Here is a 14,436-nt window from a genome sequence, read left to right as displayed (position 1 = left end):
CGAAAATCAACCAAAATGTCGTATTCGATGCAAACCTGCGATAAAAAGTCCACAAACCTAACCCGTTAAAGTCAATCCCCTGCCTCATTATTCTGCCCCTTATGCTTTTTAATCCTTACAGTCATCCCGTCTTCATCCGATTCCACATCCCAATCCAGTCCCATTTGCCGTACCATCATGTCAACAATTGACAATCCGATGCCGGCGCCTTTTTCAGATTCTTCATGATCCATACCGGGGCCATGGTCGCTGATAACAATAGCGTCATAGTCACCGGTTGTCTCGGTTGTCACGCCGATATACCGGCCATCTTTAGCATAACGAATGACATTTTGCAGCAGATTATCAAAAACCCTGTCCATCCAAAGCGGATCGATCAGCCAGTCATTGTTTTCAAATGGTTCCAGCTGAACATCAATTTCAAAGTTTTCCTGCTCAAACAGCGGATACCATGACGCAAGGGAAGTCCGAACATGACGAATCACATCAGTTTCTTCAGGCTGATATTTCAATTTGCTTGCCGTTAATAAAGTGTATGACATCAGGTTTTCAATCAGTCGATCTATACTGTCAATGGATCCTTCCAAGCGCTCGACAGCCTGCTGCCCGCCATCAGACAGACCTTCCTTGGAAATAGCATCCATCTGTGCCCGCATTTTGGTTAATGGCGTGCGCAAGTCATGTGACAGATTGGCAATCAGCTCACGTCTCAGCTGTTCTTCTTCCTGTTCACGCTCCCTGCTTTCACGCAGTTCATTAACCATGGTGTTGAATGCTGTTTCAAGCTGGCCTATTTCATCATCCTTTTTCACATCAATCAATACCGGCAAATTGTCAACGTCCCGGACAGCCATCGCCTTCTGCAGATTCAGAAGCCGCTTCCGGATCTGCCTAAAAAATATGAGTGATACGATCATAAACAAAAAAATTAGAACAAGGAATGTGACCGAATATACCCAAGTCCTGTCACTGGTAGCGTTATCCATGACAACCCGGGGCATTTCCAAAACGATAAAGCCTTGATTTTCTTCCTGACCGAGAAAAGCGACAACTGTATATGGATTACCGTTATACCGATCTTTGATGAACTGTGCTGTATATGCAGCATCCCATTCCGTCGGCAAATCCACCGCGCTATCAAGTTCTGCTGACAGCCGGCCATCACCATTCACCCAAAACATGCCGGCATCCGGATAGGCTTGTTTCCATTCCCGGAAGTGGGCCATGACCGTTTCCCTTGAAACCGTCTGCATATCCCCGGCGTCTTGATGCCATTTATCTTCAACCCCGGCATAATCCCGTTCCAAATCATCAACATTCGTATTAGTCAGAATTAAGGCTGATATAATGAGGCTGATTTGCATGACGAAAATCGCGGTGAAGATAATCAGCAAATATTTCGCTTGCAGTGATTTAAAAAATCTGAAAAGCTTCATTTTCTCACCCTGTATCCAATACCGCGAATCGTCTCAATAATCGTTGGACGGGCCGGATCTTTTTCAAGTTTTTCTCTTAAGTGACGAATATGAACCATTAATGTCTTGTCACCTTCAATGTATTGTTCGCCCCATACACCTTCATACAGCTGTTCTTTCGTTAAAATCTGATTTAAATGACGCAGGAAATAACGGAATATATGATACTGCTTGCCGGTCAATTGGATTTCTTCACCCGTTTCCTGATTGATGATGTACAGATCCTGTGTATTGACTGCCAAGTGCTGCAATTGCAGAAGTTCATCCTGTTTATCATATCGCCTTAGTAGAACATCAACACGTGCAGCAAGCTCATCCGGATGAAACGGCTTTGTGACATAATCATCCGCAAAACCTAACCCCTCCAACTTATCCTCTACCGCCGTTCGGGCAGACAGCATCAGAATCGGCATATCCGGTTTTTCTTTTTTAATCCGCTTTCCGAGTGAGAACCCGTCAAGTCCCGGCAGCATCACATCCAAAATAACGATGTCCACTTCACGAATATATTGTTCCGCTTTTTCACCGGTTGTTAGCCACGTAACGTCATGATCTTGTTCCATCAGACGCTGCTTTACCCACTCACCAATATCTGTTTCATCTTCAATGTATAATATCCGGGCCATGATGAACCTTCTTTCCAAACGAATCGTTCTATCCATTATTTTAAGTTAAGATAAAAAGTTTTCAATATCTCTGAATCATCTTGATTTTCATTTTCTGACAGGCTGGCGTAAAATAAAGGTAATATAGTTACCAAAGGATGATCACGATGACAAAAATACATACCGATATCACCCAATTCCGCGGCAGCCATTATGATTTCGGCTATACGCAAGGGCTTTCGCTCAAGGATTCAGCCGTGCTAAGAAATCGTCAGGATAACTGGCGCATCAGGAAGCCGCGTTTCAAAATTGTTGAACAGGAAGCTAAAAATGCTTTTATGCGGTTTGCCCCCGGTATCTGGGATGAACTGCTGGGGTTGCGTGATGCGTTGGAGATGCCAATGCATGACGTACTGCGTGATTTCGGCCATTACCGCGTGAATATGAAACCAATGGCTGCTCCATTTTGACAGGGGCGGATTTTATGGTGCGCAATTATGATTATCATCCGCTCACCTATGACGGCCGCTACAGCTTTTTTCAGCCCAGTGATCAGGGCTATGCCATCGCCGGGCCGTCATCACGGGTCACCGGACGGATGGACGGCATGAATGAAAAAGGGCTTGCCATGGGCTATAACTTTATGCAGCGGCGTAAACCTGGTAACGGATTTATTTGCCCAATGATTGGGCGAATGATTTTGGAAACGTGCGCCACCCTTGATGATGCGATTCAGCTTCTGAAAGAGCTTCCCCATCGCGGATCGTTCAGTTATGTCGTGCTGGACCAGAATGAAAAAACATATGTGATTGAGGCATCACCGCGTGCAGTCGAAGCACGGCCATCCAATACGTGCACCAATCATTTTGAACTTTTGCAGCATGAAAACCGCCATCATTTGGATGATTCCAAGCGGCGAATGGCAATCATTGAGAAAGAAGCGGAGCAGTCCATCAATGCTCATGATGCTTTCCGACTTCTGAATGATAAAGATAAAGATGTCTTCTCCGATCTATACAAAAGCTGGGCCGGCACAATTCATACCGCCGCATATTTTCCAAAAGAACTAAAAGCATGGTTTGCCCTTGGCGGTAATCAGGAACCAGTTGTATTTGACTTTTCTGAGTGGTTGAAGGGTGCCGATATCGAAACAGAACAGATCCACGGTGAGCTTGATACAGATATCAGATTGGGAAATATGGACTAGTTCTATAACTAGAATCGAAACTTATCTTAAAAAAGTGGCGTGATTCAAGAAAATTTTTGAATTCATGCCACTTTTTCATGTTTGAATACGATTATAACTAAAAGGAGAATTTTGGTAGCCACCAAAAAATGACATTTTTGAATGACGTTGTTCTCGCCTGAGTTTTGGCTATGCTCGCTTGGATAGACGCTGTTATCGTGCGATTTGCTGGTATCGTCGCGGGATTAAGCACTGTTGTTGCACGAAATGAATAGGACGTCACGCGATTCTGGTCATCAATTGCGCGATTTAAAATTGAAGCGCCGCGATTTGATACAGCTGTCGCGCGATGGTGCAATTTTAGTGTGATCTCGTTTGAATCTTGGCTGTGCTCGCTCGAATTTGCTTGCGTTATATCGTCTTCACTCGAGCCGGAACTGCTAACGCCCGTGTCCTACGATATTTTCACACCTTGATCATGACTTGGAATACGACCTCAGCGCATCCATAAACAGCTGCCAAAATTTATCCGGATTGAGGTGATAGGCAAAATTGACATTCGGCTCTCTGCCTGTTACGCCGTTTCGGTCAACAACGGTCATGCCGTATGTGAAATCCCCTTTCGTTTCCACGTCCACCCGCACATGGTCCAATTCAAAGATGGACGGGTCAATCAGGTAAGCGATGGTACAAGGGTCATGGAGTGCAGCACCGGCAAATTGGCCTTGGTAGGCACCTGCGTAAAACGTGATCATATCAGCAACTGTTGTGGCAACAGGGTTATCAATCGCTTTCAGTTCATCCAGCTTATCAGGTGTTGCCAATACCTGAAGGGTTACATCCAAACCGAACATCGTAATGGGAGCTCCACTTTCAAATACGATTTTAGCCGCTTCCGCATCGGCATAAATATTGAACTCCGCCGCTGGAGTCCGGTTACCGTATGTACCACCACCCATCAAGGCGATTTCATTGATTTTCGGAATGATACGCGGTTCCTTCCGAATGGCCAAGGCGATATTTGTCAGCGGGCCAATCGGCACAAGCGTGATGTTCCCATCAGATGCCATCAGTTTCTCAATCAGCATGTCGACTGCATACTGATTAACCGGCTCCTTGAACGGCTGTTCCGATAAATCCGTTCCGTCCAGACCGCTTTTGCCGTGAACGTGGGATGCTTCCAAAAACTCACGGATGAGCGGGCGGTCAGCTCCCATCGCCACCGGAACATCATCCAATCCAGCCAGTTCACATACCCGAAGTGCATTTTTGGTGTTTTTTTCCACACCAACATTACCGGCAACGGTCGTGATAGCCTCAATCTGCAAATCGCTCACAGCGGATGCTGCCAGAATAATCGCCATCGCATCATCATGCCCGGGATCACAATCGATGATAATTTTCTTTTCCATCTGTCTTCGCCTCCATTAATATGTAAAACATTAAAGTACGTGTTCAAAAAGGAGGATAAAGCGAAATTTAGTCGAAAGTCCTCTACCTCGATGTGTCAGTTTTACCGGACTTTTTGAACAACCTCTTAAACAGAAAAACACCAAAAGCGCCTTGGCTCTTGGCGTCATTATTTTATGACAGGCTTTTCAGGGCGTCCGCAATAAATGTGTCACCAGAGACCAGGTCAAATGCACGTTTATACGTACATTCCTCGGACAGGGAGGCTACAACCGTACTGGCTACATCTTCACGTGGCACCGATCCGCGCTCATCCAGGTTTTCAGCTATCTGCACCTTGCCTGTTCCGGCTTCATTCAACAGTCCGCCCGGCCGCACAATCGTGTAATTCAGATTACTTGCCTCAAGCATTCTATCCGCATAGTGCTTAGCAGCGTAATAGTGCCTGATTTTTTCGGACCAATTCCCGCGGTTGTTGGCCTGCAGCGCGCTCACGATGACAAAACGATCAGCACCGGCTTCTTCAGCTGCTTCGATTGTTTTAACGGCCCCATCCAAATCAACGAGTAATGTTTTATCAGCACCTGTACTGCCGCCGGATCCTGCTGTAAAAATGACCGCATCACAGCCTTTTGCCGCTTTCACCAGTGATTTTTTGCTCCCTTCCAGATTCGCAATGACAGCATCAATACCTTTTTTCTTCAGCTCTTCTGCTTGTTCTTCTTTCCGGACCATCGCCCGTACTGTATGTTCATCACTGTTTTTCAATTGTTTCACAATGTGTTGTCCAATTTGACCATTTGCACCTACCACCAAAACTTTCATGCGGTCCACTCCTTATGTTTAGGATTAATTCACATACTCATATTATTCCAAAATGACGGTATTATGACAACTATACTGTTTTGCGTAAGGATAATCCATCCATCAATTGTTACAATACAATCTATCCTGAAAGATTGATGATCGTATGAACGCATAAATGAATCAAGCAGTTGTTTTGCTTTTAAATGATTCGGCAAAAGGACATTTAAAAAACCCCTCTATACTGCCACACAGTATAGGGGGCATCGGCATTATTCAACGCGCGGCTCGCTTTCAAAGCCGATTTTCCGGTGGCTTCCGTCGCAAAACGGCTTGTTGGACGAATGACCGCAACGGCAAATGGAAAAAGCCTTTCGCGTTTTAAATACATTCCCTTCTGCATCCACCATTTCCACATCGCCCTTCACCAAATATGGACCATTATCGTTTACCTTGATTTGCACTTTGTCACTCATTACCATTTCCTCCTCACACAGATACTTCTAATTGGTACATTCAACATTCGAACTGTTAAATCCTTCTTTTCGGCAAATATTTAAACCACCAAATGACTTTAGATCGGCAAATTTCAGTGCTCCAGATATGTACAGCTTCAAAAACTTAAAAGTTGTATCTTTTCCTATCCTGCCAAGAAAAAGACCAAATCAAAAATCTGATTTGGCCTTGTTTCTTAACTTTTCCCTTATATCTCTACTTCCAATAATGTTCGCTGCTGCAACCGTCTGAAAATGGACGGCAACAACATGTGAAGCCATTGTCAGGCTGTCCGCGTTTCCAGCATATTCTGGCCGCAGCCTGTCCCGGACCTCAGCAGAAGGTTGTGTATATCCAAGACCTTTCCTTGCCAGTGTCAACGCCCATTAAAAGCCCTCCTGAGGTGTATCAGTCTGCAAACTTGTGAGCCAATCCGCCACGAATCTCCCCCCCTTCTTTTTTAAAATATAAATTTTCATTCAAAAGAATAAAGGAAGGTATCTCATCAAAAGTTGGCGGTCTGGTCATCTACGCTCGTCTGCGGTTGAAAAAATCAATCCTGTCTTTGCTCCATGTGAAAACCATGAAAGAACGTATCTTTTCTATTTTCAAACGGGTACAGGTGCTGTTCTTTTGCTTCCTCTGCGTGCTTTGTCATAATCTCATCGAAAAGTTTCTCATCATCCTTCTTTTCTGTTCCTATCCCTAAAGCCTTGGCAGTCTGAATCGTTTTCTTTTCGTGAATAGCTTTTTTCAGTTCCCGGAAATCTTTCCCCTCAGTATCAATATCTAACGATTCCGCTTCATTTTTGACTGACGTTTCGATAACAGCCTTCTTCAGATCATCCATCTTCTTTCCTTTTTGATTGATGCCAAGTTCATCAGCTTTTTGTTTCAATATGGCCTCATAAACTTCTTCAGCAAGGAGATGAGGATCCTTCCCTTCCTGTTTGATACCCAATTCATCGGCTTTTTCCTTTACTTCGGCATGGTGAACTTCTTTGGCAAGCTCTTTGACGTCTTCTCCCTCAGATTCAATTCCCTTTTCCTGTGCAGCCAGCCTGATTTTTGCCTCAGCAACCTCTTTAGCCAATTGCTCGCTATCCTTGCCTTCTATTTGAACATCAAATTCCTTTGCCTCGAGCTCCAGAAAAATCCGTTGGTAAGTCTCTTTATGGTCCTCATGCGCTGCTTCCTTTTGATGCAAATCTTCAGCAAACCCTTTGTAAAAAGCAGATACAGACGGTACACTCATAAAAAGCATCAGGGCGGCGAGTGTCATCAGGGTAATGTAGTTTTTCATGACAGGTTCATCCTTTCGTAGCGATTTTTGCGACAAGACTTAGTATTCCCCGAAAAGATAAATCCATGAAAAAATTAATGATGCTTTTTCAGCCAATCGGCAAATGCCAATAGATCAGGGAAAGACAAATCTGCATCGGCAGCTGCTTTATCCTTTTCACCAAGCAGGACGGTTTTCGTACCAGCTTGTTTACCAGCTTCAATATCCGGTTCCCTGTCACCGGCCATATAGCTTGCGGTTAAGTCAATCGCGTACTTGTCAGCTAGATCCAGAATCATTTTTGGATTTGGCTTGCGGCAAGGGCAGTTTCCATGCGGTTTATGCGGGCAGTAGATGATATCGTCAATGAGAGCGCCATATTCCGCCAAGTCAGCTTCCATTTTCTTATGTATGGCTTTCAGATTCTCTTCCCGCATGTAACCAAGCCCGATGCCGCCCTGATTGGTCACAATAAAAACGTAAAACTCCATATCATTAAAGACTTTAACCGCTTCCCCAACACCGTCCAATAAGTAAAAGTCACCAGGTTTGTTGACAAATTTGACCCGATGACTGAGCACCTCGTTGATCACCCCGTCACGGTCCAGAAACATTCCTTTGTTCATCCCATCACTCCTTATTAAAAAAAGCAGTGTGACGTCATATCACACCGCCTATTCATGGATTCCCATCTTCCTGGAGATTGAACAGTTACTGCAGCCATTCCTGAATATTAATCATCTTTTTTACTGACATACTCATTCAATTGCCCACCATGGGTACTGCTGTTTTTATATTGGCTTTTGCGGCCGTTCCGATGCTCCCCATGGTTTTTATTTTCCTTGAATTGGTTGTTTTTTTCTGCCACGTCATCTGATCCCCTTTCCAAAAAGGTTGTCTTCATTTTTTGAAACAGAGGCTATTTTTATGCATGGTAGTAGTCAATCTTTTTCCGGCTCCAGTATTGTACGCTGCATCGGTATACCGCTCATTGTTGTGTGGCGTTCAATTAAAATGTATCGTTTACCGTCGATAAGGAATTCACCGTCTCCCTGATATGTCACATCCCGCCCTTGTCTCTCCAATTCCTTCTGGACCGCTTTCATATACGTCGGAAAATGTGTATACCAGTCATCCAGTTCCATTGTGATGGTGCCATTTCTGTAACCCATAACATATCTTACCCAAAAAATAGTAAAAAGGATGACGATAACAGGTGACAAGTAATGCAGAAAATCGATAGGTTACACCCCCTCCAGTTAATGCTCTTTTCTTAATTTTAGAGATCAGCCATTAAACAATAATCAGAAAACCCCGGGGCCGCATTCTATTGGCGTTTTGGTAAAAATAAGTGTATGTAAGAATTAAGGAAGGCCCATTCGATGGAAGCATTGGATTGGCATCATATCTTTTCATTCATTCTTTTTTGTATTGATCATGATGGCTGCCGGCATTACCGCGTTTGCCAAAAGTTTGACCAACCTTATCCAATTGCACTTGCCATCGCTTACTCGGTGTAACTTACTGCAATGCGTTTGCCAGCGCACGGCCTGCCTGCCTTCCCGAAAACAGACAACCGCCCAGAAACGTGCCTTCCAATGCCCGATAGCCGTGCACGCCGCCTCCGCCAAATCCGGATACTTCCCCGGCAGCATAGAGACCGGGGATTGCATCACCTTGTGCATTCAGCACCCTGCCGGACAAATCAGTCTGCAGGCCGCCCAATGTTTTCCGGCTCAGGATGTGCAGCCGGACCGCAATCAGCGGACCGTTTTTGCGATCAAGCATTTTATGTGGTGCTGCGGCCCGGATCAATTTGTCACCAAGATAATTACGCGCCCCGTTTATTGCGGTAATTTGCAGATCTTTTGTAAATTTATTATCGATTTCCCGATCTCGGGACTGTACCTGTTGTTTAACATGGTCGATATCAAGCCGCTTATTACCTGTAAGCTTGTTCATGCCCACAACAAGGTTTTCTATGTTGTCAGCGATCACAAAGTCCTCGCCATATTGCTTAAACGCTTCAACCGGATCCGGGGCACCGGGCAAAATACGGCTTAACAGCTTTTTGATATTCTGTTCGGTCAAATCGGGATTTTGCTCCGAGCCTGACAGTGCAAATTCCCGCTCAATAATACGCTGTGTCAGGATAAACCATGAATAACTGTAGCCCGTTTTTTGGATCGTCTCAAGTGTTCCAAGCGTATCAAAACCGGGGAAATTGGGTGCCGGCAGTCGATTGCCTTCTGCGTCAAACCAAAGTGAAGACGGCCCGGGCAGGATGCGTATCCCGTGCTTCGGCCAAACCGGATGCCAATTTTTGATGCCTTCCGTGTAGTGCCACATCCGGTCACGGTTGACAATCCGTCCGCCGGCTTGTTCGGTAATGGCAAGCATCCGGCCGTCAACATGTGCAGGTACACCGGAAATCATGTCTTCAGGCGGTGTTCCCAGCCAGCTCGGCCAATTTTTACGGATCAAGTCAAAATTGGCACCAATCCCACCGCTGGTTACCATTACAGCCTGTGCATGATATTCAAATGTACTGACAACTTCTCTGGAACTCGCTTCCCCGCGTTCCACGGAACTTGGTTCAAGGACCGACCCCTGCACACCAGCAACCGCGCCACTCTCCATCAATAACCCGTCAACACGGTGCCGCGGTAAATATTCAACCACTCCATTTTTCATATGTTCCCGCACACTTTGTTCAAAAGGTTTTACAAGACCGGGGCCTGTCCCCCACGTGATATGAAAACGCGGCACCGAGTTGCCGTGGCCTTCTGCATCGTAGCCGCCGCGTTCGGCCCAGCCGACCACCGGGAAAATTTTAATGCCCATTTGACGGAGCCAGTCCCGTTTTTCCCCAGCCGCAAAGTCAACGTACGCTTCTGCCCATTTCCGGCCCCAGTAATCTTCATCATTTTCCCGGTCAAATGCTGCCGTTCCTAACCAATCCTGCCATGCCAATTCTTTAGAATCTTTGATCCCCATCATACGCTGTTCCGGTGAATCAACCAGAAACAGACCGCCAAATGACCACCATGCCTGGCCGCCAAGTGACGACGATTCAGGTTCCTGATCCACAAGCAACACTTTTTTCCCCGCGTCCGCCAGCTCGTTTGTTGCGACCAGGCCCGACAGCCCTGCACCAATTACGATGACATCATGATCTGCCATGTTATCTCCCTTTCCCCACAAAGTTGAAAAACATTTTCAAATTGAATGCGTTCATAATCCATCCAAAATATTATAAATTTTCAATTACCATTATATCATAAAAAATGCTATCATTTTATACAAAGAGGAGCGTGCTGGTGGGCCCATTGCAACGCTTAATTATGATACTGTAAAATATTGAGAAGCACTTGGAATTTACCACAGTACAGCAGCTGATAGTGGCGATATATGGCGTTTAAATTGATGAAAGACTGACCAGCATTGTGTTCCCAAGGTCGATGACAATAAATATACTCCGCAATCGAATCAGATTTGGAAGAATGTTTACTGAACCATGTAATGCATTGAAAACTGAATTTACACATTTTATTTTTATTGATTTATTATAAAACAAATATTTATATATACTTAAACCAATTATGTGTAAAAAAAATATGGGAGGAACTAATATGACAAAGGATACCAATAAAAAGGAGTTGTCACTTGAACAAGGTGAAGAATTACTCAGAGCATTGAAAACCCGTTTTGAGAAAAACATGCACCGCCATGAAGGGATTGAATGGGCTGACGTCCAGGCAAAGCTGGAGACTAATATTGAAAAACTGTGGTCGCTCAATGAAATGGAAAGAACCGGCGGCGAACCGGATGTTGTTGGTCATGATAAAAGTGAGGACGAATACATTTTTTATGATTGTTCAGCGGAAAGTCCTAAAGGTCGCAGAAGTGTTTGTTACGATCGTGAAGGACTGGAGTCAAGGAAAAAACATAAACCAGAAAATAATGCGATTGATATGGCAGGTGCTATGGGCATTGAACTTTTAACGGAAGAACAATATCGCGCGTTACAGAAACTTGAAAATGTCGATATGAAAACGTCAAGTTGGGTGCAAACACCCTCTGATATTAGAGAACTCGGTGGTGCCCTGTTTTGTGATTTTCGCTACGGGCACGTCTTTGTGTATCACAACAGTGCGTCATCTTACTATGGGGCCAGAGGGTTTCGTGGCTCGCTAAGGGTCTGAATGTTGCACAGACAGCTGAATTTGAATTTGAGAACGGATCACCTAGGGAAAGGCTCTAATGTCTTTCTTTACCTATCAGGCGCGCTTGTAAAATAAAAGGATGGAGAAACATCATTTATTGTCACCAAGCTTGATTGCGCATTTGGATTCGAATCAAAAGGAAGCAATTCATTTATGAAACAGCCGCATTTTTCAACGGAGGAATGCGGCTGTTTGCTGTTAAAAGAAAGTAAAAGCCGGACCTCCTTCTCACGATGTATACCCCTTGAACTAACCGCACTTTTTACAGTCTGAATCAAATTCTACTCCAAATGAATATCGGACACAACCAGAAAAAATGGATATTTCCGCCTCGTATTATTCCATTTAGCCGAACAAAAAATATGACTGAGAAAAATCAGAAAGGAGATAGCTATGGATCGTGACCGTGCACAGGAAATCATTGATGCCATTACTATGATAAACGTGAAATACCACGGTTTTCCTGTTTATCTGAAGGAAATAAATGACGAAAATGAAACAGCTGTTGTTTTCCCGCTTGATGAGATGCATCACGAGCAGGAAGTCGATTTGAATGGCTTATATGAGGAAGGTCCATGACTTTAAATATAAGTAAAATCAGGCAGATTCAGAATTGCAGTCGAAGTTGAGTTATATCAACTAAATTTGCGTTATATCAACCGGATTCGGATTTTATTAACCAAATATCAGATATATCAACCAAATGATGGATAGATGGATTCCATTCAAAGGGGGTGGCTTAATTGAACAGACAGCGGGCCAAAGAAATCGCCCAATCACCGGATATGAAGTATGTTACCTATAACGGAAACCAGGTATATATTCAGCATGTGAATGATGCGCAGACAGCACGTGTTTTCGCAATCAACGACCCGGAAAATGAGTTTGATGCACAGCTGGAAAAACTGAATGAAAAGCTGTGACAAGCTCTTCCAACTTGAAAAATTAACGAAAGGGAATTCATATGAAAAAGTGTACATTATCCCTAATGCTTTTTATCGGGTTGGTGGGATGCCATAACGATGAAAATACCCATCAATCCCACACAGATATAGACGATAATCAGCTTCCAATCTCTGCCATACGAACAGATTCATCGAGTGATGAGGCCGGTCCCGGTACCCAAAAAATCGGATTTATCGAAGGAAATGACAACAACCTTGACATGGGAAAAAGTAACCGGAATCGAAACAATCATATGAACGACAATATGCAAAACGGAAGGACGCTCAGCGGGAACGCCCGTGACCCGGGCAGAGATCAGGACAAACAAGTGCAAGAGCGGAATGTACAGAAACAGGATAGATTGCAACTGGAGCAAAACCAACGAGAAAACCTTGACCGGGCACAACAAAATCGGACAAAGCAACCGGGTAACAAAACAGACCAAAATAAGTCACAGCGTGGTATGCATGAGTATGCCTCCAAAGTGATTGCCTTAACAAATGAGGAAAGAATCCGACAAGGGTTATCTGCCTTGAAAGACAGCAAACTGTTGAGCAGTGTCGCTCGCAGTAAATCAGAAGACATGCAGGAAAAGAATTATTTTTCACATACAAGCCCAACATACGGGTCACCGTTCAATATGATGAAAGCATTTGATGTCTCATTTGCGGCAGCCGGTGAAAATATTGCGAGAGGACAGCGGTCCCCACAACAGGTTGTCGATGCCTGGATGGAAAAGGAAGAGCATAGGAAAAACATACTGGATGAATCATTCACCCATATTGGTGCCGGCTATGCAAGCGATGGAAACTATTGGACGCAAATGTTCATTGAGAAATAATTCGACAAAGCCATGTTCGTGAGAGGCATGGCTTTGTCAATTTGAGGATTTGCGCACACCAAACAATACTTTTGACAGTTCAGATAAGTGAATATAATGTTTAAACATGAATTCCTATTAATAGTATCGGAATAAGGGTTATAAGAACCGGGGGAGGTTTATGAATGAAGCGAATTTGGAGAGGGTATATTGACGCATCCTTAATTTCAAAAATTACCGTCGCACTTATTGTGGGTATTCTTGTCGGGCTGCTTTTCGGTGAAGATACAACTGTCCTGGCACCGTTTGGAGATTTGCTGCTGCGCCTTTTGCAATTTTTGATTGTTCCACTGATCTTGTTCACGCTGATTGTCGGAGTTAACCAGACAAAACTCGGCAACCTTGGCCGCATGGGCGGAAAAGTTTTTGTCTACTACATATTGTCGTCAGCCTTTGCCATTATCGTAGGGATTACTGTCACAAGCATTTTTGATCCCGGAACTGGCATGACACTGGATACAAATGAATCTTTTGAAGTACCGGAAACCCCGGTGTCGTCAGTGTCATACTAAGCATTGTCCCGGATAATATTATCACAGCATTCAGTGAACTGAACCTGCTGGGAATCATTTTTACAGCAATTGCATTCGGGATTGCGATTTCAGTACTCCGGTCATCCGAGAAAAATCAAGAACTGGGCGAATCGTTATATAAAGTCGTTGACGGGTTGAATGAAGCCACCCTGAGCATCATGAAAGCTGTCATTCAGTACGTTCCTGTTGGTATTTTTGCCATTATCGCAGAAGTGGTCGGAAACCAGGGCGCTGATACATTAGTCGAATTGGGAAACATGGTGGGTGTCTTTTAAATTGCCATCATCGTTCATCTTTTGATTTATGTCTTGTTCATGGTCCTTTTCAAAATTGATATCAAAGCATTTTTCAGGCATGGGCGTACACCGATGATTACAGCATTTGTGACACAGAGCAGTTCCGGGACACTGCCGCTCACGCTCAATGCCGCCAGAGAATTGAACTTGTCAAAAAGTCTTTATGGTTTCAGCCTGCCGCTTGGTGCAACGGTCAATATGGACGGCGCTGCTATCCGCATTGCGGTCTCAGCTGTCTTTGCCGCAAACGTGATTGGTGATCCGCTAAGCTTTGCGGAGATTCTGCAAGTCGTCCTGAT

At 44.4% G+C, this 14,436-nt stretch carries 17 protein-coding genes and 2 pseudogenes; 8 read left to right on the top strand and 11 right to left on the bottom strand.

Going from position 1 to position 14,436, the window contains the following annotated elements:
• Positions 1-71 precede the first annotated feature (71 nt).
• Positions 72-1,436 carry a HAMP domain-containing sensor histidine kinase gene (locus VK080_RS13445; protein ID WP_324225282.1) on the bottom strand — a complete coding sequence of 455 codons (1,365 nt, stop codon included), beginning with the start codon at positions 1,434-1,436 and terminating at the stop codon, positions 72-74.
• Complete coding sequence (locus VK080_RS13440; RefSeq protein ID WP_324225281.1) at positions 1,433-2,101, bottom strand: response regulator transcription factor; 669 nt, start codon at positions 2,099-2,101, stop codon at positions 1,433-1,435. Before VK080_RS13440 ends, VK080_RS13445 begins: the two co-directional genes overlap by 4 nt.
• 146 nt (positions 2,102-2,247) lie before the next feature.
• On the opposite strand from VK080_RS13440, the pseudogene VK080_RS13435 reads away from it, so the two are divergent.
• A pseudogene (locus VK080_RS13435) lies at positions 2,248-3,287 on the top strand (C45 family autoproteolytic acyltransferase/hydolase).
• 455 nt (positions 3,288-3,742) lie between these two features.
• Here VK080_RS13435 and VK080_RS13430 read toward each other — a convergent pair.
• From VK080_RS13430 to VK080_RS13395, 8 genes are all read right to left on the bottom strand, one after another.
• Complete coding sequence (locus VK080_RS13430; RefSeq protein ID WP_324225280.1) at positions 3,743-4,678, bottom strand: nucleoside hydrolase; 936 nt, start codon at positions 4,676-4,678, stop codon at positions 3,743-3,745.
• Positions 4,679-4,850: 172 nt separating this feature from the next.
• A complete protein-coding gene (locus VK080_RS13425; RefSeq protein ID WP_324225279.1) occupies positions 4,851-5,501 on the bottom strand; it encodes an SDR family oxidoreductase in 651 nt (216 codons plus the stop codon).
• Between the two features lie 251 nt (positions 5,502-5,752).
• The gene (locus tag VK080_RS13420; RefSeq protein ID WP_324225278.1) at positions 5,753-5,956 is read right to left on the bottom strand and encodes a CDGSH iron-sulfur domain-containing protein; all 204 of its coding nucleotides are present in this window, start codon (positions 5,954-5,956) and stop codon (positions 5,753-5,755) included.
• Between the two features lie 189 nt (positions 5,957-6,145).
• Positions 6,146-6,355: a hexameric tyrosine-coordinated heme protein gene (locus tag VK080_RS13415; protein WP_324225277.1), complete on the bottom strand. Its 210-nt coding sequence runs from the start codon at positions 6,353-6,355 to the stop codon at positions 6,146-6,148.
• A gap of 173 nt (positions 6,356-6,528) precedes the next feature.
• A complete protein-coding gene (locus tag VK080_RS13410) occupies positions 6,529-7,278 on the bottom strand; it encodes a hypothetical protein (RefSeq protein WP_324225276.1) in 750 nt (249 codons plus the stop codon).
• A 74-nt stretch (positions 7,279-7,352) separates the two neighbouring features.
• Positions 7,353-7,883 carry an HAD family hydrolase gene (locus VK080_RS13405; RefSeq protein WP_324225275.1) on the bottom strand — a complete coding sequence of 177 codons (531 nt, stop codon included), beginning with the start codon at positions 7,881-7,883 and terminating at the stop codon, positions 7,353-7,355.
• Positions 7,884-7,990: 107 nt separating this feature from the next.
• Positions 7,991-8,125 carry a hypothetical protein gene (locus tag VK080_RS13400; RefSeq protein WP_324225274.1) on the bottom strand — a complete coding sequence of 45 codons (135 nt, stop codon included), beginning with the start codon at positions 8,123-8,125 and terminating at the stop codon, positions 7,991-7,993.
• A 73-nt stretch (positions 8,126-8,198) separates the two neighbouring features.
• Positions 8,199-8,429, bottom strand: coding sequence for a hypothetical protein (locus tag VK080_RS13395; protein ID WP_324225273.1), 231 nt, complete (start codon positions 8,427-8,429; stop codon positions 8,199-8,201).
• A 210-nt stretch (positions 8,430-8,639) separates the two neighbouring features.
• Between VK080_RS13395 and VK080_RS13390 the strand changes: the two genes are divergently transcribed.
• Positions 8,640-8,777, top strand: a complete 138-nt coding sequence (locus tag VK080_RS13390) for a hypothetical protein (protein WP_324225272.1) — start codon at positions 8,640-8,642, stop codon at positions 8,775-8,777.
• Between the two features lies 1 nt (position 8,778).
• On the opposite strand, the gene VK080_RS13385 is transcribed toward VK080_RS13390, so the two are convergent.
• Positions 8,779-10,440 (bottom strand): FAD-binding dehydrogenase, encoded by a 1,662-nt coding sequence (locus tag VK080_RS13385; RefSeq protein WP_324225271.1) that lies wholly within the window; start codon positions 10,438-10,440, stop codon positions 8,779-8,781.
• Between the two features lie 449 nt (positions 10,441-10,889).
• On the opposite strand from VK080_RS13385, the gene VK080_RS13380 reads away from it, so the two are divergent.
• From VK080_RS13380 to VK080_RS16080, 6 genes and pseudogenes are all read left to right on the top strand, one after another.
• Positions 10,890-11,462 carry a DUF4256 domain-containing protein gene (locus tag VK080_RS13380; RefSeq protein ID WP_324225270.1) on the top strand — a complete coding sequence of 191 codons (573 nt, stop codon included), beginning with the start codon at positions 10,890-10,892 and terminating at the stop codon, positions 11,460-11,462.
• Between the two features lie 414 nt (positions 11,463-11,876).
• A complete protein-coding gene (locus VK080_RS13375; RefSeq protein ID WP_324225269.1) occupies positions 11,877-12,062 on the top strand; it encodes an H-type small acid-soluble spore protein in 186 nt (61 codons plus the stop codon).
• Positions 12,063-12,226: 164 nt separating this feature from the next.
• Entirely contained in the window at positions 12,227-12,406 is a 180-nt protein-coding gene (locus tag VK080_RS13370) for an H-type small acid-soluble spore protein (RefSeq protein ID WP_324225268.1), read from the top strand.
• A 41-nt stretch (positions 12,407-12,447) separates the two neighbouring features.
• Positions 12,448-13,269 (top strand): CAP domain-containing protein, encoded by an 822-nt coding sequence (locus VK080_RS13365; RefSeq protein WP_324225267.1) that lies wholly within the window; start codon positions 12,448-12,450, stop codon positions 13,267-13,269.
• 164 nt (positions 13,270-13,433) lie between these two features.
• Positions 13,434-13,820 (top strand): cation:dicarboxylate symporter family transporter, encoded by a 387-nt coding sequence (locus VK080_RS16085; protein ID WP_414672255.1) that lies wholly within the window; start codon positions 13,434-13,436, stop codon positions 13,818-13,820.
• Positions 13,814-14,436 (top strand): annotated as a pseudogene (locus tag VK080_RS16080) (dicarboxylate/amino acid:cation symporter); the annotation flags it as partial. The gene VK080_RS16085 and the pseudogene VK080_RS16080, both read left to right, overlap by 7 nt.

This window comes from Lentibacillus sp. (assembly GCF_035301925.1).
Classification (GTDB): Bacteria; Bacillota; Bacilli; order Bacillales; family Amphibacillaceae; genus Lentibacillus.
The sequence above is the reverse complement of the archived record's forward strand: the minus strand, read 5'-3'. Positions and strand labels throughout refer to the sequence as shown.

Bases quoted from the DNA above. Each gene is read 5' to 3' on its own strand.
- VK080_RS13385 (WP_324225271.1), bottom strand. From the start codon at position 10,440: ATGGCAGATCATGATGTCATCGTAATTGGTGCAGGGCTGTCGGGCCTG.
- VK080_RS13445 (WP_324225282.1), bottom strand. From the start codon at position 1,436: ATGAAGCTTTTCAGATTTTTTAAATCACTGCAAGCGAAATATTTGCTG.
- VK080_RS13375 (WP_324225269.1), top strand. From the start codon at position 11,877: ATGGATCGTGACCGTGCACAGGAAATCATTGATGCCATTACTATGATA.
- VK080_RS13430 (WP_324225280.1), bottom strand. From the start codon at position 4,678: ATGGAAAAGAAAATTATCATCGATTGTGATCCCGGGCATGATGATGCG.
- VK080_RS13420 (WP_324225278.1), bottom strand. From the start codon at position 5,956: ATGAGTGACAAAGTGCAAATCAAGGTAAACGATAATGGTCCATATTTG.
- VK080_RS13390 (WP_324225272.1), top strand. From the start codon at position 8,640: ATGGAAGCATTGGATTGGCATCATATCTTTTCATTCATTCTTTTTTGT.
- VK080_RS13380 (WP_324225270.1), top strand. From the start codon at position 10,890: ATGACAAAGGATACCAATAAAAAGGAGTTGTCACTTGAACAAGGTGAA.
- VK080_RS13395 (WP_324225273.1), bottom strand. From the start codon at position 8,429: ATGGGTTACAGAAATGGCACCATCACAATGGAACTGGATGACTGGTAT.
- VK080_RS16085 (WP_414672255.1), top strand. From the start codon at position 13,434: ATGAAGCGAATTTGGAGAGGGTATATTGACGCATCCTTAATTTCAAAA.
- VK080_RS13365 (WP_324225267.1), top strand. From the start codon at position 12,448: ATGAAAAAGTGTACATTATCCCTAATGCTTTTTATCGGGTTGGTGGGA.
- VK080_RS13440 (WP_324225281.1), bottom strand. From the start codon at position 2,101: ATGGCCCGGATATTATACATTGAAGATGAAACAGATATTGGTGAGTGG.
- VK080_RS13410 (WP_324225276.1), bottom strand. From the start codon at position 7,278: ATGAAAAACTACATTACCCTGATGACACTCGCCGCCCTGATGCTTTTT.
- VK080_RS13425 (WP_324225279.1), bottom strand. From the start codon at position 5,501: ATGAAAGTTTTGGTGGTAGGTGCAAATGGTCAAATTGGACAACACATT.
- VK080_RS13405 (WP_324225275.1), bottom strand. From the start codon at position 7,883: ATGAACAAAGGAATGTTTCTGGACCGTGACGGGGTGATCAACGAGGTG.